Consider the following 20351-nt stretch of genomic DNA (forward strand, 5'->3'; position numbering starts at 1 on the left):
CGGTGTCGCCGACCTGGATGTGCTGCAGCTTCGAGGTCAGCGGACCTTCCTCGACCTTGATGCTCAGGAACTCCAGGTGTTCCTCGTAGTTCGGGCTCACGATGCTGTAGGCCCGCAGCAGGGGCTTGTTGTTGACCTTCAGGCCGATCATCGTGAAGTGGCCGTTCGAGAAACGCAGGGCCGGATCGCGGGTGGTCGTGAAAGTGAACAGGCGGTCGGTCCAGTGGTGGACGCTCAGCACACGTTCTTCGCTGAATGCACTCATAGGGGGCAGGAATGGTTATGAACGAAAAAGGGATGCACCAATTGTCGGCGATGCAGGAGAAAACACCATTGCCAGTATCGAGTCCGTTTGCTACATTGATCTCAAATGTAGTGTTCACCACATGAAGGTGTAGGGAATGCTACACAAACGTCAGTTCCAGCACAAGCGCAGTTGCAAGCGGGCCGCCGGCACAGATGTTGCACTCCCGCCGGCCTGAACCCACGAGATATCCGCGATGACCGAACACACCAAGACAGACGGACTGCCCGGCATGGACATGCCGGTAATGCCAGAGGCCACGGGCCGGGCGCCCCTGCGCAACGAGCGCATGAATGCGGCCAAGGTCGAGTGCAACGCCTGCCCGGTGCTGTGCCAGATTTCAGAGGGGCGCACCGGTGCCTGCGACCGCTACGCCAACCGCGACGGCGTGCTGGTGCGGGTCGACCCGGTGCTGCTGCTGCGGCGCGAGCTCGCGAGCGAGGCGCCGGCGCTGGTGCCCTTCGCCCGCGCGGGCGGCGAGACCGGCGAGGCCGAGCGCGCCGAGGCGCCGGTGGCGGACGCCGACTGGAACGGCGATCTCCTTCATGCCGACGAGGTCTTCGTGACCGGCGTGGGTTCTTCCACCACCTACCCGGACTACAAGCCCGCGCCCTTCATCGTCGCCTCCAGGGCGCAGGGCGTGGACATGGTGACCGTGGTGACCGAAGGCATCTTCAGCTACTGCAGCTTCAAGGTGAAGATCGACACCGACCGCTTCCTCGGCGCCGAGCAGGCCAACGTGCGCTATCGCGGCGAGGTGGTCGGCCACGTCACCACCGCCGAGTACGGCTCGCAGATGCTGTCGCTGGGCGGCGTGCACCACCTCACGGGCGGCAGCAAGAAGGAAGGCCGCATGACCTGCGAGCTGATGCAGCTGCTGGGCAACAAGAAGGCGGTCGAGTGCGTGATCGACGGCGGCGCCAGCATGGTGATCCAGGCCGGCCGCGCACCGATCGTCAACGGCGTCGAAGAAAAACGCATGCGCGTGGGCTGCGGCTCGGCGGCGGTCGGCATCTTCGCGCGGCAGCTGTTCGGCCATGCCGACGAGGTGGTGGTGGTCGACGACCACATCACCGGCGTACTGACCGAGCACCAGGCCGGGCGCTGCCTGGACATGGCGCCTTCGGGCATCCAGATGCGCGGGCGCAAGTCGACGCCGGGGCGCTATTTCCAGGTCGCGAACCCGGGCAACGGCTGGGGCGGCACCGACATCGACGACCCGCTGTCGATCATCGAGGGCTGGGAAGAGGGCGTGGCGCGGCCGGGCCTGCGCCTGCTCATGACCTCGACCACCGGCGAGCACGCGCAGTGGTACGTGCTCGACGAGCAGTTGCAGCCGGTCGAGGCGCCGATGCCGGCGGAGGTTCGCCGCATCGTCGATCGCATCGGCGAGAACTGCGAGCCGTCGCTGTGCACCGTGCTGTTCCTCGGCGGCGCCGGCGGCAGCCTGCGCGCCGGTGTCACCGAAAACCCGGTGCTGCTCACGCGCGCCATCAAGCGCGCGCTGGTCAACGTGACCTGCGGCGGCGCGCCGGCCTATGTGTGGCCCGGCGGCGGCATCACCGTGATGGCCGACGTGCTGCGCATGCCCGACAACAGCTTCGGCACGGTGCCGACGCCGGCCATCGTGGCGCCGATCGAGTTCAGCATGCGGCGCGACGACTACGCGGCGCTGGGCGGCCACATGGAGCATGTGTTCTCGCTCGAGCAGGCGCTGGCGCGCGGGGCCTGGCAGGACGACGGAGCGCCGCTGGCGCGCCAGTGGCTGCGCATGGACCCGGCCAACCCGTGGCCGCTTGGTAATCCCCCGATGCTGGGCTGATCATGAGCGCCGCGCCGGGCCGTCCCAAGCAAGCTCGCGCCCCCTCGGGGGGCAGCGAGGACACGAAGTGCCGAGCGTGGGGGCCGACATGAGCGCCGCGCCGGGCCGTCCCAAGCAAGCTCGCGCCCCCTCGGGGGGCAGCGAGGACACGAAGTGCCGAGCGTGGGGGCCGACATGAGCGCCCAACGCAGCGCACTCGACGGTGCGCGCTGGCACTTCAACCACGGCCCGATCGACATCGTCGCAGAGGCCCATGGCGACGCGGTCGAGGTCGCGGTGGCGCATGAACTCGCCTGGCGGCGCTTCTCCCAGGTGCTGGATGAACTGGTTGCCGAACTGCCTTTGCTGCGCCAGCCGGTCGGTGCTGCGTGCGCGCTGCAGGGTCCCATTGCGCGGCGCATGTGGAACGCCTGCGCGCCGTTCAGCGCCGGCTTCATCACGCCGATGGCCGCGGTCGCCGGCGCGGTCGCGCAGGAGCTCATCGGCTGCTACCAGCGCTGCGGCATCGAACGCGCCTGGATCAACAACGGCGGCGACATCGCGCTGCATCTCGCGCCGGGGCATTCCGCGCGCATCGGGCTCTTCGCCGACCTTGCGCGCTTCGACCTGCGGGACGCCGGTCCGATCACCACCGATGGCCAGTTCGAGCTTCGCGCCGAGCAGCCGGTGCGCGGCGTCGCCACCAGCGGCTGGCGCGGGCGCAGCTTCTCGCTCGGCATCGCCGACAGCGTGACCGTGCTCGCGGCCACCGCGGCCGAGGCCGATGCCGCGGCCACGGTGATCGCCAACGCGGTGAATGTCGAGGATCCCGGCATCCGCCGCCTGCCCGCCAATGCCTGCAAGGACGACAGCGACCTCGGTGACATCCCCGTGACGACCCATGTTGCAGTGCTGGCGCCTGGGCAGGTGCAGCGTGCACTGGATGCGGGTGCCGACCGTGCGACGGCGCTGCAGCGCGCCGGGCTGGTGTGGTCGGTGGTGCTGGTTTGCCAGGGGCAATGGCGGGTGCTGCAGCCCTTAAGCTCGACGGCTCCGCCCGGGTTGCCGCGGACTGACAGCGAACCGATGACCGATGCAGTTGGTTCAGTATTTGCTTAACGAAAAGCAGGACTCTTTTTCATGATCGATATACGTCGCGTCTTCACCCATGTCGAGCACATCCACCACGAGTTCGGACCGCGCGCCGCAACGCCGCTGGTGCGTGGCGCCATCGGCGCGGTGCTGACCAATCCCTTCGCGGGCCGCTACGAGCCCGACATCCTGCCGATGATGGCCTTGCTCGATCCGGTCGGCGTCGACATGGCGCATCGCTTGCGCGCCGCGATGGACGTGCCGGTCGAGCAGATCGCCACCTACGGCAAGGGCGCCATCGTCGGTGCCGCCGGCGAGCTGGAGCACGGCGCGCTGTGGCATGTGCCCGGCGGCTACGCGATGCGCGAACTGCTCGGCTGGAAGGGCGACCGCGACGCCTATCGGCAAGGCAAGGCCGAAGAGAAGACCGGCCAGCCCGGCAACGCGCTGTCGATCGTGCCCTCGACCAAGAAGGTCGGCCCGCCGGGCGCTGCGCTCGACGTGCCGCTGACCAACATCAATGCCAGCTACGTGCGCGGCCAGTTCGACGCCATCGAAGTCCGCGTGCCGGGCGCGCCGGCGGCCGACGAGATCGTCTTCATCCTCGCGATGAGCACCGGCTACCGCGTGCACGACCGCGTCGGCGGCCTGCGCGCCGAGAACATCAGCAAGTGGGATGGCCTGCGCTAGGCCCCGTACGCATCCAGAGACAAGGAACAAACCATGAGTGCAAATATCCGCAAGCTTGTCGTCCAGGTCGACGAAACCCGCAAGGAAATGGGCCAGGCCATCGAGCCGCCCACGCGCCGCGCGGTCGCCATCGCCGTGATCGAGAACCCCTACGCCGGCCGCTACAGCGAATCGCTCGACGAGCTGATCGCGATCGGCGAAGAACTCGGCGCGTTGCTGGGCCAGAAGGCCGTGGCGGCCCTGGGCATCCAGCCCGGCGAGGCGCAGAGCTACGGCAAGGCGGCCATCGTCGGCGAGGCCGGCGAGCTCGAGCATGCAGCGGCCATCCTGCATCCCAAGCTCGGCGCGCCGCTGCGCGTGGCGGTCGAGAAGGGCGCCGCGCTGGTGCCGTCGAGCAAGAAGCGCGGCACGCTGGGCACCGCCATCGACGTGCCGCTGGGCCACAAGGACGCGGCCTTCGTGCGCAGCCACTTCGACGCCATCGAGGCCCGCGTGTCCGATGCGCCGCGCGCCAACGAGATCGTGGTCGCGGTCGCGGTCACCGACAGCGGCCGGCCGCTGGCGCGCATCGGCGGCCTCCAAGCCTCCGAGATCAAGGGCGAAGACGGCCTTCGCTGATGAATGTGGCCCCCACGCTCCTCACTTCGTGTGTCGCTGCCCCCCGAGGGGGCCGCAGGCCGCCTTGGGGCGGCCCGGCGCCGGCCTGATTGCCGCAAAATTTTCTTCTTTCTGTTCGATCCCAAGGAGTTCCCGATGAATCCATTGCGCCTTGCCTTCACCGCGGCCGCGGTCGCCACGCTCGCCACTGCACTCGTTCCCGCGCATGCGCAGGGCGTGATCAAGATCGGCGAGATCAACAGCTACAAGGCGCAGCCCGCCTTCCTCGAGCCCTACAAGAAGGGCATGGAGCTGGCGGTCGACGAGATCAACGCCGCCGGCGGCGTCAACGGCAAGAAGATCGAGCTGATCAGCCGCGACGACAACGCCAACCCGGGCGACGCGGTGCGCGTGGCCGAGGAGCTGGTCTCGCGCGAGAAGGTCGACATCCTGGCCGGCACCTTCCTGTCGAACACCGGCATGGCGGTGGCCGACTTCGCCAAGCAGAAGAAGTTCTTCTTCCTGGCCGGCGAACCGCTGACCGACAAGCTCACCTGGCAGGGCGGCAACGCCTACACCGTGCGCCTGCGCCCCGGCACCTACATGCAGGCCGCGATGCTGGTGCCCGAGGCGGCCAAGCTCAAGAAGAAGCGCTGGGCGGTGGTCTACCCCAACTACGAGTACGGCCAGTCGGCGGTCGCGGCCTTCAAGCAGCTGCTGAAGGCGGCCCAGCCCGACGTCGAATTCGTCGCCGAACAGGCCACGCCGCTGGGCAAGGTCGACGCCGGCAGCGTGGTGCAGGCGCTGGCCGATGCCAAGCCCGACGCCATCTTCAACGTGCTGTTCGGCGCCGACCTGTCGAAGTTCGTGCGTGAAGGCAACACCCGCGGCCTGTTCAAGGACCGCGAGGTGGTGAGCGTGCTGACCGGCGAGCCCGAGTACCTCGACCCGCTGAAGGACGAAGCGCCCAACGGCTGGATCGTGACCGGCTACCCGTGGTACGGCATCACGACGCCGGCGCACAAGGCCTTCGAGCAGGCCTACCAGGCCAAGTTCAAGGACTATCCGCGGCTCGGCTCGGTGGTCGGCTACAGCATGATCAAGTCGGCCGCCGCCGGCATCGCCAAGGCCAAGAGCACCGACACCGAGAAGGTGGTCGCGGCCTTCAAGGGCCTGCAGGTGGACACGCCCTTCGGCAAGATCAGCTACCGCGCCGAGGACAACCAGTCGACCATGGGCGCCTTCGTCGGCCGCACCAAGAACGACGGCGGCAAGGGTGTGATGGTGGACTACGTCTACCTCGACGGCGCAGACGCGAAGTACCAGCCTTCGGCCGCCGAGATCAAGAAATCCCGCGCAGCGGATTGAGATGGAAACACCCCCGAAGCGCCTGCGGCGCCCCGAGTCGCTGCCAGAGGCAGCGGCTCTTCGGGTCCGTCCAAGCCGGCGCAGGCAGGCTTGGAGCCGCGAACCTCAGCCCCTCAAGGGGGCGATACCAGCGGCCCGGCAAAGCCGGTTCCGCGGTATCCCTGGCCTTTGGCTGCGCCGGTATCGCGCGGCGGGGGGCATGCGGTCGCATGGCAGCTCCGTGGTGTCTGGCTTGAGCGTCTAGGAATATCGAATGAGCTTCTCCGGTTTTATCGTCCAGCTCCTGAACGGGCTGGCGAGCGCGTCCTCGCTGTTCCTCGTGGCAGCCGGGTTGTCGCTGATCTTCGGCGTCACGCGCATCGTGAACTTCGCCCATGGCTCGTTCTTCATGGTCGGCATCTACGTCGCCTACACGCTGGTCGATCGGCTCGGCACCGGCTTCGGCTTCTGGCCGGCGCTGGTGATGGCGGCGCTCGCGGTCGGCGTGCTGGGCGCGCTGATCGAGATGGTGCTGCTGCGGCGCATCTACAAGGCGCCCGAACTCTTCCAGTTGCTGGCCACCTTCGCGCTGGTGCTGGTCATCAAGGACGCGGTGCTTTGGCTCTGGGGTCCCGATGAACTGCTGGGCCCGCGGGCGCCGGGCCTCTCGGGCTCGGTCATGATCCTCGGGCGCCAGTTTCCTTCCTACGACCTGTTCCTGATCGTGGTCGGGCCGGTGGTGCTCGGGCTGGTCTGGCTGCTGCTCACGCGCACCCGCTTCGGCACCCTGGTGCGCGCCGCCACGCAGGACCGCGAGATGGTCAGCGCGCTCGGCGTCAACCAGGCCTGGCTGTTCACCGCGGTGTTCGCGCTCGGCGCGCTGCTCGCGGGCCTCGGCGGCGCGCTGCAACTGCCGCGCGAGCCGGCCACGCTCGAGATGGACCTCAACACCATCGGCGCGGCCTTCGTGGTGGTGGTGGTCGGCGGCATGGGATCGATCCCGGGCGCCTACGCCGCCGCGCTGCTGATCGCCGAGATCAAGGCGATCTGCATCTGGCTCGGCGTGGTCGAGGTGTTCGGCCTCAGCGTCTCGTTTTCCAAGCTCACGCTGGTGGTCGACTTCCTCGTCATGGCCATCGTGCTGGTCTGGCGGCCCTGGGGCCTGTTCGGCAAGCCGCAGGCACCGAGCCGCTACGTGGGCATGCAGGAGGAGCCGCTGCGGCGTCCGGGCCGCACCTACGTGATCACCGCGGCGCTGTTCGGCCTGGTGCTGGCGGCGATGCCGTTCATCACGGCGGGCTCGCCCTACACCACCGTGCTGATGATCGACCTGCTGATCGCCGCCCTGTTCGCGGCCAGCCTGCACTTCATCATGGGGCCGGCCGGCATGCACTCCTTCGGCCACGCCGCGTACTTCGGGCTCGGCGCCTACGGGGCCGCGCTGCTGGTGCGCTCCAGCGGCATGCCGATGGAGCTCGCCCTGATCGTCGCGCCATTGGTGGCGGCGGTGGGCGCCTTCGTCTACGGCTGGTTCGCGGTCCGGCTCTCGGGCGTCTACCTCGCGATGCTCACGCTGGCCTTCGCGCAGATCACCTGGGCCATCACCTACCAGTGGGACAGCTTCACGGGCGGCAGCAACGGGCTCACCGGGGTCTGGCCGTCCGAATGGCTGGCCGACAAGCGCGCCTACTACTGGGTCACGCTGGCGCTGGTGGGGCTGGGCGTGCTGTGGCTGCGGCGCGTGCTGTTCTCGCCCTTCGGCTATGCGCTGCGCGCGGGCCGCGATTCGCAGCTGCGCGCCGATGCGATCGGCATCGACGTCAAGCGCATGCAATGGGTGGCCTTCGTGATCGCGGGCACCGCGGCCGGGTTGGCCGGGGCCCTGTATGCGTTCTCCAAGGGCAGCATCTCGCCTGAATCGCTGAGCGTCGGCAAGTCGGTCGACGGCCTGGTGATGGTGCTGCTCGGCGGCATCCAGACCCTCGCGGGGCCGGTCGTCGGTGCGGTCACCTTCACCTGGCTGCACGACACGGTGGCGCGCAACACCGATTACTGGCGCGCCATGCTCGGCGGCATCATCTTGCTGCTGGTGCTGCTGTTCCCGCAAGGCATCGCGGGCTTCGCCAAGCAACTCTTCGACCGGCGCCGCCACGCGGCCGAAGCGGTCGATCTCAAGGAGGCCAAGGCATGAGCCTTCTGAAAGTGAACGAATTGGGCAAGTCCTTCGGCGGCGTCAAGGCGGTCGACGGCATCAGCTTCGAACTGGCGGCCGGCGAACTGCTGGCGCTGATCGGCCCGAACGGCGCCGGCAAGTCCACCACCTTCAACATGGTGAACGGGCAGCTCACGGCCGACCGCGGCTCGATCCTGCTCGACGGCCAGGAGCTGGTCGGGCGCAAGCCGCGCGAGATCTGGCGCCTGGGCGTGGGCCGCACCTTCCAGATCGCCGAGACCTTCGCCTCGCTGACGGTGGCGGAAAACGTGCAGATGGCCTTGCTGTCGCACGACCACAAGCTGTTCTCGACCTGGCGCCGCGCGTCCGACCACAAGCGCGACGAGGCCCTGGCGCTGCTCGACCAGGTCGGCATGAGGCCCCAGGCCGACCGGCCCTGCAGCGTGCTGGCCTACGGCGACGTCAAGCGGGTCGAGCTCGCGATCGCGATGGCCAACAGCCCGAAGCTGCTGCTGATGGACGAGCCCACCGCCGGCATGGCGCCCAAGGAACGCAATTCGCTGATGGCCCTGACCAAGCAACTCGTGATCGACCGCGGCATGGCGGTGCTGTTCACCGAACACAGCATGGACGTGGTGTTCGCCTATGCCGACCGCATGATCGTGCTGGCCCGCGGGCGCCTCATTGCGCAGGGCAAGCCGCTCGAGATCCGCGACCATCCGAAGGTGCAGGAGGTGTACTTCGGCAGCGGCAAGACGTTCGAGAAGATTGCAGAGAAGGCGGCTGCGGTGAACGCGGCGGTGGGAGAGCACGCATGAGTTCGCATGAAGTACTGCTTGAAGCCAAGGCCCTGTGCGCCTGGTACGGCGCCGCGCAGATCCTCTACGACGTCGACCTCGAAGTGCGGCGCGGCGAGGTGGTCGCGCTGATGGGCCGCAACGGCGCCGGCAAGTCGACCACGCTGAAGGCGCTGATCGGCATGCTGGCCAAGCGTCGCGGCGCGGTGCGCTTCCTCGGCCATGACATCTCGAAGAGCGAGCCGCACCTGGCGGCGCGCCTGGGCCTGGGCTTCGTGCCGGAGGATCGGCGCGTGTTCACCGACCTCAGCGTGATGGAGAACCTCGAAGTCGGCAAGCAGCCGGCACGCCGCTGGAACGACGGCACCGACACCCCGCTGTGGACGCCGGAGCGCCTGTTCAAGCTGTTCCCGAATCTCGGCGAAATGCCGAACCGCCCGGGCGGCCGCATGAGCGGCGGCGAGCAGCAGATGCTGACCGTGGCGCGCACGCTGATGGGCAACCCCTACCTGGTGCTGCTCGACGAGCCGTCGGAGGGCGTGGCGCCGGTGATCGTTGAGCAGATGGCCAACATGATCCTGGAGCTCAAGGCGCAGGGCGTGAGCATCCTGCTGTCGGAGCAGAACATGCACTTCGCCGAGCTGGTGTCCGACCGGGCCTATGTGCTCGAGAAGGGCCAGATCCGCTACCAGGCGTCGATGGCCGAACTGGCCGCCAACGACGAGGTGCGCCGCGCGTACCTGAGCGTCTGATCATTTCTACAACCCGAGGAGCGACGACCATGCACACCACACGCAGAACCCTCTTGAAGTCGACCGCGGCATTCGGCCTCGTCGCCGGCCTCGGCGTTTCGTCGCCGCTCTTCGCGGCCGCGAAGATCAAGCCCGCGGCCAATTCGGCGCTGATCGTGGTCGACGTGCAGAACTGCTTCATCGACGGCGGCACGCTGCCGGTCAAGGGCGGCGCCGAGGTGGTGCCGATCATCAACAAGCTGGCCGACGCCTTCGGGAACATCGTGGTCACGCAGGACTGGCACACGCCCGGCCACGCATCGTTCGCCAGCACCCATGCGGGCAAGAAGCCCTTCGAGACCACCAAGCTCAGCTACGGCAACCAGGTGCTGTGGCCTGACCACTGCGTGCAGGGCACCGAGGACGCCGCGCTCAACAAGGACCTGAAGCTGCCGACCGCGCAGATCATCATCCGCAAGGGCTTCCACCAGGAAATGGACAGCTACTCCGCGTTCGAGGAGGCCGACCACAAGACCGCCACCGGCCTTGGCGGCTACCTGAAGGCGCGCGGCGTCAAGACCGTGTTCGTGACCGGCCTGGCGACCGACTTCTGCGTCGCCTGGACCGCCCTGGATGCGCGCAAGGCCGGCTTCGAGGTCTACGTCATCGAGGACGCGACGCGCGCCATCGATCTCAACGGCTCGCTCGCGGCGGCCTGGAAGCAGATGGCGGCCAAGGGCGTGAAGCGCATCCAGTCTTCGGACATCGTCTGAATCCTGCCGATCGAATGCCCGGGTTCGCACTGAAGGTCAACGGACGCCACGTCGAACTCGCGGCGTCGCACGAGGCCTCGCTGCTGCATGTGCTGCGCAACGACCTCGGTCTCAACGGGCCGAAGTTCGGCTGCGGGCTCGGGCAGTGCGGCGCCTGCACCGTGTGGGTCGACGGCACCGCGGCACGGGCTTGCGTGATTCCTGCGCATGGGGTGGCGGGCCGGGAGATCACCACGTTGGAAGGCCTGCCTGATGTGGCCCCCACGCTCGGCACTTTCGTGTCCTCGCTGCCCCCCGAGGGGGCTGCCGCGCCTTGGGGCGGCCCTGCGGCGCGACGCGCGCGCTGGCACCCCGTGCAGCAGGGCTTCGAGGACGCGCAGGCGGCGCAGTGCGGCTATTGCCTCAACGGCATGGTGATGCAGGCCGCGGCCTTGCTGGCGCGCGAGCCGAACCCGAGCGAGGCGCGCATCCGCAGCGAACTCTCCGGCAACCTGTGCCGCTGCGGCACGCACGTGGAGATCCTGGCCGCGGTGCAGCGCGCCGCGGCGCTGATCGCGAAGGGCACGGACACGTGACCCGGCGCGCCGACCTGCCCCGCACGCGCAGCGATTTCCTCCAGGCCGACGGCGTGCTCGTCGTCGTGCGCGAGACGCCGCCGGCCCCGCCGCCGGCCCCGGGCCAGCCGGCGCTGGTGTCGGGCCATCCGGCCGATGGACCGGAGGTGCTGCTCGCGGTCTGGGACGACGGCAGCGTCACCGCGCTCAACGGCCACGTCGACCTCGGCACCGGCATCCAGACCGCGCTGTCGCAGATCGTGGCGGAAGAACTCGACCTCTCGATGGCGCAGGTCTGCATGGTGCTGGGCGACACCGCGCGGGCGCCGAACCAGGGCGCGACGATCGCCAGCGCCTCGATCCAGATCCATGCCGCGCCGCTGCGGCTGGCGGCCGCGCAGGCACGCGGCTGGCTGGTGGCACAGGCCGCCGAGCACTTCGGCGTCCAGCCGGCGCTGCTGGCGCTGCGCGGGGGGCGCGTCCATGCGGGCGACGACCCGGCCTTCAGCATCGGCATCGGCGAGCTGGTTGCGGGCGGGCGCACGGTGCTGCAGTTCGACCCGGCGGCGCGGCCGAAGGACCCGGCGGACTACCACATCGTCGGCACCTCGCAGCCGCGCGTCGACATTCCGGCCAAGCTGGCGGGCGAAACCGTGTTCGTGCACGACATGCGGGTGCCCGGCATGCTGCACGGCCGTGTCGTGCGTCCGCCCTATGCGGGCGCGGCCCACGGCGACTACATCGGCAACACGCTCGAGTCGGTCGACGAGTCGTCGATCGCGCACATCCCCGGCATCCGCGCGGTGGTCGTGATCCGCGACTTCGTCGGCATCGTCGCCGAGCGCGAAGAGCACGCCGAGCAGGCGCTGCGCGAACTGCGCGTGCGCTGGAAGCCCTGGCCCGGGCTGCCTTCGCTCGACGACCTCGAAGGCGCGATCCGCGCCAATCCTTCGACCCAGCGCCTGCTGGTCGACGAGGGCGACATCGACGCCGCGCTCGCGAACGCCGCGCAGTCGATGCCGCGCAGCTACGTCTGGCCCTACCAGATGCATGCCTCGATCGGCCCGTCGTGCGCGCTCGCGCACTGGCAGCCGGGCGATGGGGTCGGTTCCGCCGCCGGGCCGCTCCCAAGGCGGAACGCGGCCCCCTCGGGGGGCAGCGACCCACACGGAGTGGGAGAGCGTGGGGGCGTCATGTTGCGCGTATGGGCCGGTTCGCAGAACCCGCACGTGCTGCGCGCCGACCTGGCGCAGCTGATGGGCCTCGACGATCCGGCGGTCGACGTGGTGCGCATGGAGGCGGCCGGCTGCTACGGCCGCAACGGCGCCGACGACGTGGCGGCCGACGCGGCGCTGCTGGCGCGCGCGGCCGGCGCGCCGGTGCGGGTGCAGCTCACGCGCGAGCAGGAGCACCTGTGGGAGCCCAAGGGCGCCGCGCAGCTCATGCAGGTCCAGGGCGGGCTGGCGGCCGACGGCGGCGTCGCCGGCTACGACTTCGAGACCTCCTACCCCTCGAACGGCGCGCCCACGCTGGCGCTGCTGCTGACCCGCACCGTCGAGCCGGTGGCGCAGGCCTACGAGATGGGCGACCGCACCGCGCGGCCGCCCTATGCCTATGCCAACCTGCGCGTGAAGGTCAACGACATGGCGCCGATCGTGCGCGCCTCGTGGCTGCGGGGCGTCTCGGCGCTGCCGAACTCGTTCGCCCACGAGTCCTATGTCGACGAACTGGCGACCGCGGCCGGCGTCGACCCGGTCGCGTTCCGGCTGCGCCACCTGGACGATCCGCGCGCCGCCGAACTGGTGCGCGAGACCGCGCAGAAGGCCGGCTGGCGCATGCGCACCGGCCCGCAGGAAGATGCCGACGGCGATCATCCTTCCAGGCGCGCCGACGCGCGCGTGGGCCCCGGCGGCGACATCCTCTTCGGCCAGGGCTTCGCCTATGCGCGCTACGTGCACAGCAAGTGGCCCGGCTTCGGCGCCGCCTGGTCGGCCTGGGTGGCCGACGTCGAGGTCAACCGCAAGACCGGCGAGGTGCATGTGCGCCGCGTCGTCGTCGGCCATGACGCCGGCCTGATGGTCAACCCGGCCGGGGTCGAGCATCAGATCCACGGCAACGTGGTGCAGACCACCAGCCGGGCGCTCAAGGAGCAGGTTCGCTTCGCGCCGCAATCCGAGCCCGAAGGCGGCGCGCTGCTGCCCGGCGTGCCGCCGTCGGGCGTGGTCGCCAGCCGCGAGTGGGGCAGCTACCCAATCATCAATTTCCGCGAAGTGCCGGTGATCGAGGTGATGCACCTGCAGCGGCCGGGCGAGCCGTCGCTGGGCGCGGGCGAGTCGGCGTCGGTGCCGGGCACGGCGGCGATCGCCAACGCCATCTTCGATGCGACCGGGGTGCGCTTCCGGGCGCCGCCCTTCACGCCCGAGGTGGTGCGGGCGGCGCTGAATCCGCTGCCGCCGCCTGCGTCTCAGGGCGACGACGCCGCGGCAACCCGGCCCGCGTTCCCGGCCTCGGCGCCGTGGCCGCGGCGCCGCGGCGTCTGGGCCGGCGCCGGTGCGCTGCTGGTGGGCGGCATCGGCGTCATCGCCGGCCTGATGGGCTGGCGCTCGACCATCGCGCCGGTCAGCTTCAGTGCGCCGGCCTACAGCGAAGCCACGATCGAACGCGGCCGCACGCTCGCCGCGCTCGGCGACTGCGCGGTCTGCCACACCGCGCCGGGCGGCACGCCGAACGCCGGCGGTCGCGCGATGGAGACGCCCTTCGGCACCATCCACACCACCAACCTCACGCCCGATGACGACACCGGCCTCGGCCGCTGGTCCTTCACGGCCTTCCAGCGCGCGATGCGCGAGGGGGTCTCGCGCGACGGCCACCACCTGTACCCGGCCTTCCCGTACACGGCCTTCGCCAAGACCAGCGACGACGACCTGCAGGCGCTCTACGCCTACTTCATGTCGCTGCCGCCGGTGCGCGCCGAGACGCCGCCGGCCGAGCTCAAGTTCCCGTTCGGCCTGCGCCCGCTGATGGCGGGCTGGAACGCGCTGTTCCACGACCCCAAGCCCTACCAGCCGGTGGCGACGCAGAGCGCCGAGTGGAACCGCGGCGCCTACCTGGTCAACGGCCTCGGCCACTGCGGCGCCTGCCACACGCCGCGCAACGCGCTGGGCGCGGAGCAGGGCGGCAGCGCCAGCCTGTCGGGCGCGATGGTCGACGGCTGGGAGGCGCCGGCGCTGACCGCGCAGTCGACCTCGGCCGTGCCCTGGAATGCCGACGCGCTCTACAGCTACCTGCGCCGCGGCCATTCCCAGTCGCACGGCATCGCCGGCGGCCCGATGGCCGAGGTGGTGCGCGAACTCGCGGCGGTGCCGGACGCCGACATCCGCGCGATGGCCAGCTACCTGGCGTCCTTCAACCCCGCCACGACGCAAGAGGCCGCTGCGGCGCAGGCACAGCGCGCGGTCGCCACCGCCGCGGCGCAGCAGGGCCGCCTGCTGGGCCCCGCCCAGCGCATGTTCGACAGCGCCTGCGCGTCCTGCCACCACGACGGCGACGGCCCCACGCTGCTGGGCGTGAACACGCCGCTGGCGCTCAACAGCAACCTGACGAGCGCCCGGCCGGACAACCTGCTGCGCACCATCCTCGACGGCGTGCGCGAGCCGGCCTCGCGCGACATCGGCTTCATGCCGGCCTTCCGCGAGGCGCTCGACGATGCGCAGATCGCCGAGCTGGCCGGCTACATGCGCGCCCGCTTCGCGCCGCAGGAGCCGGCCTGGCAGAACCTGCCGGGGAGCGTGGCGCGGCTGCGGGCCTCCGGGCCGAACGCCACGGCACGCTGACCTGACCTGACCCCCACGCTCCCCCACTTCGTGTGGGTCGCTGCCCCCCGAGGGGGAGTCAGCAGGCCGCCCGTCTGCGCGAAGCGCGGACTCGCCGCGCTGGCGGCCCGGTGCCGGCCTGAGTCCCGTACGATCTACGGAACTGAGGCCGAATCACCGGCCCATCCCCGGAGACCTTCGCATGACCTCGACGCTTTCGCCCGCCCAGTCCCTGCCTCGCGATGCCGAGCGCGCCACCCTGGTCGGCCGCCTCTGGCTGCCCGATGTCGGACCGGTGCTGGTCGCGGTGCACGAGGGCGGCCTGCACGATCTCTCGCGCTTCGCCGCCACCGCCAGCCAGCTGCTGGAACTCGACGACCCGGTGGGCGCGGTGCGCGAGGCGCTGCGCGACGAGCGGACGCAGCGGGTCGCCTCGCTCGAACACGCGCTGGCCAACAGCGACGAGACCCGCCGCGACCCGCAGCACCCCTGGCTGCTCGCGCCCTGCGACCTGCAGGCCGTGAAGGCCAGCGGCGTGACCTTCATCGCCAGCCTGCTCGAGCGCGTGATCGAGGAGCAGTCGCGCGGCGATGCCTCGAAGGCCGAGTCGATCCGTGCCGCGCTCGGCGGCGTGCTGGGCGACAACCTCGCGGGCATCGTGCCCGGCTCGCCACAGGCCGCGAGGGTCAAGGACGTGCTGATCGCCCAGGGCGCCTGGTCGCAGTACCTCGAGGTCGGCATCGGGCCCGMCGCCGAGATCTTCACCAAGGCGCCGGTGCTGGCGGCGGTCGGCACCGGCGCCGACGTCGGCATCCACCCGGGATCGGTCTGGAACAACCCCGAGCCCGAGGTGGTGCTGGCGGTCGACAGCCGCGGCCGCACGCTCGGCGCCGCGCTCGGCAACGACGTCAACCTGCGCGACTTCGAAGGCCGCAGCGCGCTCCTGCTCGGCAAGGCCAAGGACAACAACGCCTCGTGCGCGATCGGCCCCTTCATCCGGCTGTTCGACGCCCACTTCGGCATCGAGGACGTGCGCCGCATCACGGTGGCGCTGCGGGTGGTCGGGCTCGAGGGCTTCACGCTGGCCGGCGCGAGCTCGCTGGCGAAGATCAGCCGCGACCCGCTCGACCTGGTGTCGCAGGCGATCGGCCCGCACCACGCCTATCCCGATGGCCTGATGCTGTTCCTCGGCACCATGTTCGCGCCGACGCAGGACCGCCACGGCCCGGGCCAGGGCTTCACGCACGTGGTCGGCGACCAGGTGACGATCTCGGCGCCCGAACTCGGCGCGCTGCACAACCGGGTCGTGCATTCGGACCAGGCGCCGCGCTGGACCTTCGGCATCGGGGCGCTCATGCGCAATCTCGCAGGACGCGGGATCATTTGACTCGCCCCCAGGTCGGGCTCACTTCGTGTAGCCCTCCCACCCCCGACCGGGGGCAACACCAGCGGCCCGGCAGAGCCGGTTCCGCGGTGTTTCACGAAGGGGCCGGGCTGCGCCGGCCTTGGCGTTGGGCGGCGAGCAGCGCCAGCACGGCGATCAGGCTCGCTGCCAGCAAGATCCACAACCCCGCCGTATAGCCGCCAGCCGGCGTCCAAAGCAAGCCCAGCATCAGCGGCGCCAGGGCGCGGGCGATGGCGCTCGGCAGCCCGAGCGCGCCGTTGAGCGTCGCCACGTGCTCGCGGTTCACGTACTGCGCGATGGCGGTGCCCTTGACGATGGTCAGCATCCCGTTGCCCATGCCGTAGAACAGCACGAAGGCCAGCGCCGCCGCCGGATGGCCGGCGCCGGCCAGCAGGGTCGCCAGGCCGATCGGGATCAGGCAGGGGATCAGCCGGTTCGCCAGGTGCAGGTCGAAGTGGTGCTCGAAGACGTAGAGCAGGGCGCGGCCGAACACCTGCATGATCCCGATGGCCGCCGGCACCGCGATGGCCCAGGTCTCCGACAGCCCGGCGCCGCGCAACAGGCTCACCATGTGCGGCGGCAGCGCCGCGGTCACCGCCATCAGCAGCACGGTGAACACGCCCACCAGCAGGAAGGGCGTGCTGCGCAGGTAGTGGCCGACGGGTCGCCGCGTTGTTGTTGCGGCTGCGCCCGCGGCCGCTGCGGCCACGCTGCGCTTCGGCGCCTGCCGCAGGATCCACGCATGCAGCGGCGCGCACAGCAGCAGGTGGAGGGCGGCGAGCACCCACAGCGCATGCCGCCAGCCGAACTGCGCGATCAGCCAGGCATCGAGCGGGATGAAGACCGTGCTGGCCAGCCCGCCGAGAAAGGTCAGCGTGATGATGGCGCGCCGGAAGTCGTTCGGAAAACGGCGCGTGACGACCGCGAAGGCCGGGTTGTAGAGCGTCGCCGAGAGGGCGGCGCCGAGCAGCAGCCAGGCGGCGTAGAAGCCCGCCGCGCTGTGCACCACGCTGTGCAGCAGCAGCCCGGCCGCGATCAGCAGCGAGCCGCCGGTCATCACGGCGCGCTCGTGGCCGCGGTCGATCCACCGTCCGACGGACCATGCCATCGCACCCTCCGCCAGCAGTGCGAGGCTGAAGGCCAGTGACGATTGGGCCCGGCTCAGGCCGAGCTCGCGCTCCACCGGCTCCATCAGCAGCGCGAAGGTGTAGAAGACGCTGCCCCAGGTGATGAGCTGGCCCAGCGAGAGCCAGCCGACGAGGCGGCGGTCGTAGGGAGACGGAGCGGCGGAAAGACCCATGCGCCGACTCTACCGATGCGGCGCAGGCGCTCGGCACGACGCTCCGGGCCAGGCCGGCCCGGGTCCGCGATCAGCCCGCCGTCTTGAGCGCCGGTGAGGCGGCGCGTGCGTCGGCAGCGGGTGCCGCCAGCAGCAGCTTGTAGATCAGCGCGCCGATGATCGCGCCGGCGATCGGCGCCACCCAGAACAGCCACAGCTGGTCGACGGCATGGGCCGGCCCGAACAGCGCCGGCCCGGTGCTGCGCGCCGGGTTGACCGAGGTGTTGGTCACGGGAATGGAGACCAGGTGAATCAGCGTCAGGCACAGGCCGATCGCGAGACCGCCGAAGCCCGCGGCGCTGTTCTTCGCCGTGGCGCCCAGGATCACGATCAAGAAGACCGCGGTCAGCACCAGCTCGATCAGCAGCGCCGCCATGAGGCCATAGCCGCCGGGCGAATGCTCGCCGTAGCCGTTGGTGGCGAAGCCGCCGATCTCGACGCCGGCCTTGCCGGTGGCGATCAGGTAGAGCACGAAGGCGGCGGCGATGGCGCCGAGCACCTGGGCGATCAGGTAGCCCGGCAGCTCGGCGGCGCGAAAGCGTCCGGCCACCACGAGCCCGACCGACACCGCCGGATTGAAGTGGCCGCCCGAGATCGGGCCGAGCGCATAGGCCCCGGTCAGCACCGTGAGGCCGAAGGCCAGCGAGACCCCGACGAAGCCGATGCCGAGCCCGGGAAAACCGGCGGCGAGCACCGCGCTGCCGCAACCGCCGAAAACGAGCCAGAACGTGCCGATGAATTCGGCCGACAGCTTCCTTGAAGTACTTTGTTTCATATTCCCTGAATCCTTCTTGTGTGACAAACAAGCCCGTCGACCGGGGTCGAGGGCGGGCGGATTCTAGGGAGACCCTCGGTGGCAACGAGAGCCGCCGCGCGGGGCAGGCGGCGGCGATGCGCGGTTGTTCACGGAAGCGGCGGTTTTCTTCGTCCCGGCGCGTCTCCGTGCGACCGGATGCCCCTGCCGTCCGAAACAAGGCGTTAAAAACTGTAAGGCGATCGCGTCGCCGTTCAGTCGGTCGAATGCAGCGCCCGCCGGTACTGCACCGCTTCGGCCACATGCGCCACACCGACGGCCTCGACCCCCGCGAGGTCGGCGATGGTCCGCGCCACCTTCAGCGCCCGGTGCGTGCTGCGGGCCGACCAGCCGAGTCGCATCGCGGCCGTGTGCAGGAACTGGAGCGCCGCCGGGTCGAGCGACGCATGGCGGTCGATCTCGGCGCCCTCGAGTCCCTGGTTGGGCTTGCCCTGCCGGGCCAGCGCGCGCTCGCGCGCCGCGACGGCGCGGCCGCGGATCGCCCCGGTCGCTTCGCCGGCGGGGGCCTCGAGCAGTTGCTGCGCCGAGACGCCGGGCACCTCGATGTGCAGGTCGATGCGGTCGAGCAGCGGGCCGCTGAGCTTGCCCTGGTAGCGCAGGACCTGGTCCGGCGTGCAGCGGCAGGCCCGGGTCGTCGAGCCGCGCCAGCCGCAGGGGCAGGGGTTCATGGCGGCGATGAGCTGGAAGCGGGCCGGGAACTCGGCGCGTCGCGCGGCCCGGGAGATCGTGATGGTGCCGGTCTCCAGCGGCTCGCGCAGCGCCTCCAGCGCCGAGCGGGCGAATTCGGGGAATTCGTCGAGGAACAGCACGCCGTGATGGGCCAGCGAGATCTCGCCGGGCCGCGGCGGCGAGCCGCCGCCCACCATCGCCACGGCGCTGGCGCTGTGGTGCGGGCTGGCGGTCGGCCGGCGCATCCATTGCCCGGTCGCGAAGCGGCCGGCCAGGCTGGCGACCGCCGCGCTCTCGAGGGCTTCCTCGATGCTCATCCCGGGCAGCAGCCCGGCGAAGCGCTGGGCCAGCATCGACTTGCCGGAGCCCGGCGGGCCGACCATCAGCAGGCTGTGGTTGCCGGCCGCCGCGATCTCCAGCGCCCGCTTGGCGCCGGCATGCCCCTTCACGTCGGCCAGGTCGGGGTGGCGCGCGGCCGGTCCGGGCGGCGCCGGCACCATCCGCGCCCAGCCGTCGTCGCCGGCTGCTTCGGCGGCCGGCGGCACCGCGCCGGCCGGCAGGAACTGCCGCACCACGTCGAGCAGGTGGCGCGCGCCATAGACCTCGGCGCCCGGCACCAGCGCGGCCTCCTCGGCGCTGTCGGCCGGCAGCACCAGCCGGGTGCTGATGCCCCGCGCGTGCAGCGCCAGCGCCATCGCGAGCGCGCCGCGCACGGGCCGCAGCTGCCCCGACAGGGAGAGCTCGCCGGCGAATTCGTGGCCGGCCAGCCGCTGGCCTTCGATCTGGCCGCTGGCCGCCAGGATGCCGAGCGCGATCGGCAGGTCGAAACGCCCGGAGTCCTTGGGCAGGTCCGCCGGCGCCAGGTTCACCGTGATGCGCTTGTTGGTGGGGAACTCCAGCCCGGCGTTCTGGAGGGCCGAACGGACGCGCTCGCGGGCTTCCTTGACCTCCACGTCGGCCAGGCCCACCAGCGTGAAGCTCGGCAGCCCGTTGGCCAGGTGCACCTCGACCGTGACACTGGCCGCTTCAAGGCCCAACAAGGCGCGGCTCTGCACCAATGACAGACTCATTTCGCTCCCTTTCACCAAGATGGTGCATCCATCTCTTGTTCTTCATTGTGACCAAGTGCGTCCGGCGCCAACCCTGACCGCAGAGGAGTTGGGTGCTTTGGCACGCTCCCTGCTTTGAATTGGACTCCAACTCACTTCAAAACACCCCGAGGAGTCCGCTAGATGATGCACCGTAAATCCGTCCAGATCCTGGCTGTGGGCGCGCTTGCCGCCCTGCCGATGCTCGCCAGCGCGCAGGCCGCCGCCGCCGACGCACCAGCGGCACCGGCGCCGAATCTCACGGGCAACGTCTCGCTGACCACCAACTACAAGTTCCGCGGCCAGGACCAGGACGTCCTGGGCAAGCACGACTTCGCCAATGACGACTACGTCAAGCCCGCGAT

General features: G+C 70.4%; 16 protein-coding genes and 1 pseudogene. 13 read left to right on the top strand and 4 right to left on the bottom strand.

Annotation, left to right across the window (positions count from 1 at the left end):
• Positions 1 to 265 (bottom strand): FAD-binding oxidoreductase (locus AC1DYK_RS33675; protein ID WP_478170251.1); only part of this gene is annotated, 265 nt, incomplete at its 3' end.
• A gap of 235 nt (positions 266 to 500) precedes the next feature.
• On the opposite strand from AC1DYK_RS33675, the gene AC1DYK_RS33680 reads away from it, so the two are divergent.
• From AC1DYK_RS33680 to AC1DYK_RS33735, 12 genes are all read left to right on the top strand, one after another.
• Complete coding sequence (locus AC1DYK_RS33680) at positions 501 to 2126, top strand: 6-hydroxynicotinate reductase (RefSeq protein ID WP_478170252.1); 1626 nt, start codon at positions 501 to 503, stop codon at positions 2124 to 2126.
• A gap of 174 nt (positions 2127 to 2300) precedes the next feature.
• On the top strand, positions 2301 to 3224 hold the full coding sequence (locus AC1DYK_RS33685; RefSeq protein WP_478170253.1) for a UPF0280 family protein: 924 nt from the start codon (positions 2301 to 2303) through the stop codon (positions 3222 to 3224).
• A 21-nt stretch (positions 3225 to 3245) separates the two neighbouring features.
• Entirely contained in the window at positions 3246 to 3887 is a 642-nt protein-coding gene (locus tag AC1DYK_RS33690; protein ID WP_286508576.1) for an amino acid synthesis family protein, read from the top strand.
• A 33-nt stretch (positions 3888 to 3920) separates the two neighbouring features.
• Positions 3921 to 4505: an amino acid synthesis family protein gene (locus tag AC1DYK_RS33695; RefSeq protein WP_478170254.1), complete on the top strand. Its 585-nt coding sequence runs from the start codon at positions 3921 to 3923 to the stop codon at positions 4503 to 4505.
• 135 nt (positions 4506 to 4640) lie between these two features.
• Positions 4641 to 5852: an ABC transporter substrate-binding protein gene (locus tag AC1DYK_RS33700; RefSeq protein WP_478170255.1), complete on the top strand. Its 1212-nt coding sequence runs from the start codon at positions 4641 to 4643 to the stop codon at positions 5850 to 5852.
• A 253-nt stretch (positions 5853 to 6105) separates the two neighbouring features.
• Positions 6106 to 8022 (top strand): ABC transporter permease, encoded by a 1917-nt coding sequence (locus AC1DYK_RS33705; RefSeq protein ID WP_478157929.1) that lies wholly within the window; start codon positions 6106 to 6108, stop codon positions 8020 to 8022.
• Complete coding sequence (locus tag AC1DYK_RS33710) at positions 8019 to 8822, top strand: ABC transporter ATP-binding protein (protein ID WP_478170256.1); 804 nt, start codon at positions 8019 to 8021, stop codon at positions 8820 to 8822. Before AC1DYK_RS33705 ends, AC1DYK_RS33710 begins: the two co-directional genes overlap by 4 nt.
• Positions 8819 to 9553 carry an ABC transporter ATP-binding protein gene (locus AC1DYK_RS33715; protein WP_478170257.1) on the top strand — a complete coding sequence of 245 codons (735 nt, stop codon included), beginning with the start codon at positions 8819 to 8821 and terminating at the stop codon, positions 9551 to 9553. Before AC1DYK_RS33710 ends, AC1DYK_RS33715 begins: the two co-directional genes overlap by 4 nt.
• Before the next feature lie 29 nt (positions 9554 to 9582).
• Positions 9583 to 10305, top strand: coding sequence for a bifunctional nicotinamidase/pyrazinamidase (pncA, locus tag AC1DYK_RS33720; protein ID WP_478170258.1), 723 nt, complete (start codon positions 9583 to 9585; stop codon positions 10303 to 10305).
• Positions 10306 to 10319: 14 nt separating this feature from the next.
• Positions 10320 to 10880, top strand: a complete 561-nt coding sequence (locus AC1DYK_RS33725; RefSeq protein ID WP_478170259.1) for a (2Fe-2S)-binding protein — start codon at positions 10320 to 10322, stop codon at positions 10878 to 10880.
• Positions 10877 to 14692 (top strand): molybdopterin cofactor-binding domain-containing protein, encoded by a 3816-nt coding sequence (locus AC1DYK_RS33730; RefSeq protein WP_478170260.1) that lies wholly within the window; start codon positions 10877 to 10879, stop codon positions 14690 to 14692. Before AC1DYK_RS33725 ends, AC1DYK_RS33730 begins: the two co-directional genes overlap by 4 nt.
• A 181-nt stretch (positions 14693 to 14873) precedes the next feature.
• Complete coding sequence (locus tag AC1DYK_RS33735) at positions 14874 to 16058, top strand: fumarylacetoacetate hydrolase family protein (protein ID WP_478170261.1); 1185 nt, start codon at positions 14874 to 14876, stop codon at positions 16056 to 16058.
• Between the two features lie 91 nt (positions 16059 to 16149).
• On the opposite strand, the gene AC1DYK_RS33740 is transcribed toward AC1DYK_RS33735, so the two are convergent.
• From AC1DYK_RS33740 to AC1DYK_RS33750, 3 genes are all read right to left on the bottom strand, one after another.
• Positions 16150 to 17376, bottom strand: coding sequence for an MFS transporter (locus AC1DYK_RS33740; protein WP_478170262.1), 1227 nt, complete (start codon positions 17374 to 17376; stop codon positions 16150 to 16152).
• A gap of 70 nt (positions 17377 to 17446) precedes the next feature.
• On the bottom strand, positions 17447 to 18190 hold the full coding sequence (aqpZ, locus tag AC1DYK_RS33745) for an aquaporin Z (protein ID WP_478170263.1): 744 nt from the start codon (positions 18188 to 18190) through the stop codon (positions 17447 to 17449).
• A 233-nt stretch (positions 18191 to 18423) separates the two neighbouring features.
• Positions 18424 to 19968 (bottom strand): YifB family Mg chelatase-like AAA ATPase, encoded by a 1545-nt coding sequence (locus AC1DYK_RS33750; RefSeq protein WP_478170264.1) that lies wholly within the window; start codon positions 19966 to 19968, stop codon positions 18424 to 18426.
• A 165-nt stretch (positions 19969 to 20133) separates the two neighbouring features.
• Here AC1DYK_RS33750 and AC1DYK_RS33755 point away from each other — a divergent pair.
• Positions 20134 to 20351: pseudogene (locus tag AC1DYK_RS33755) on the top strand (TorF family putative porin); the annotation flags it as partial.

The sequence above is a fragment of the Variovorax sp. P2_H12 genome, from assembly GCF_056403395.1.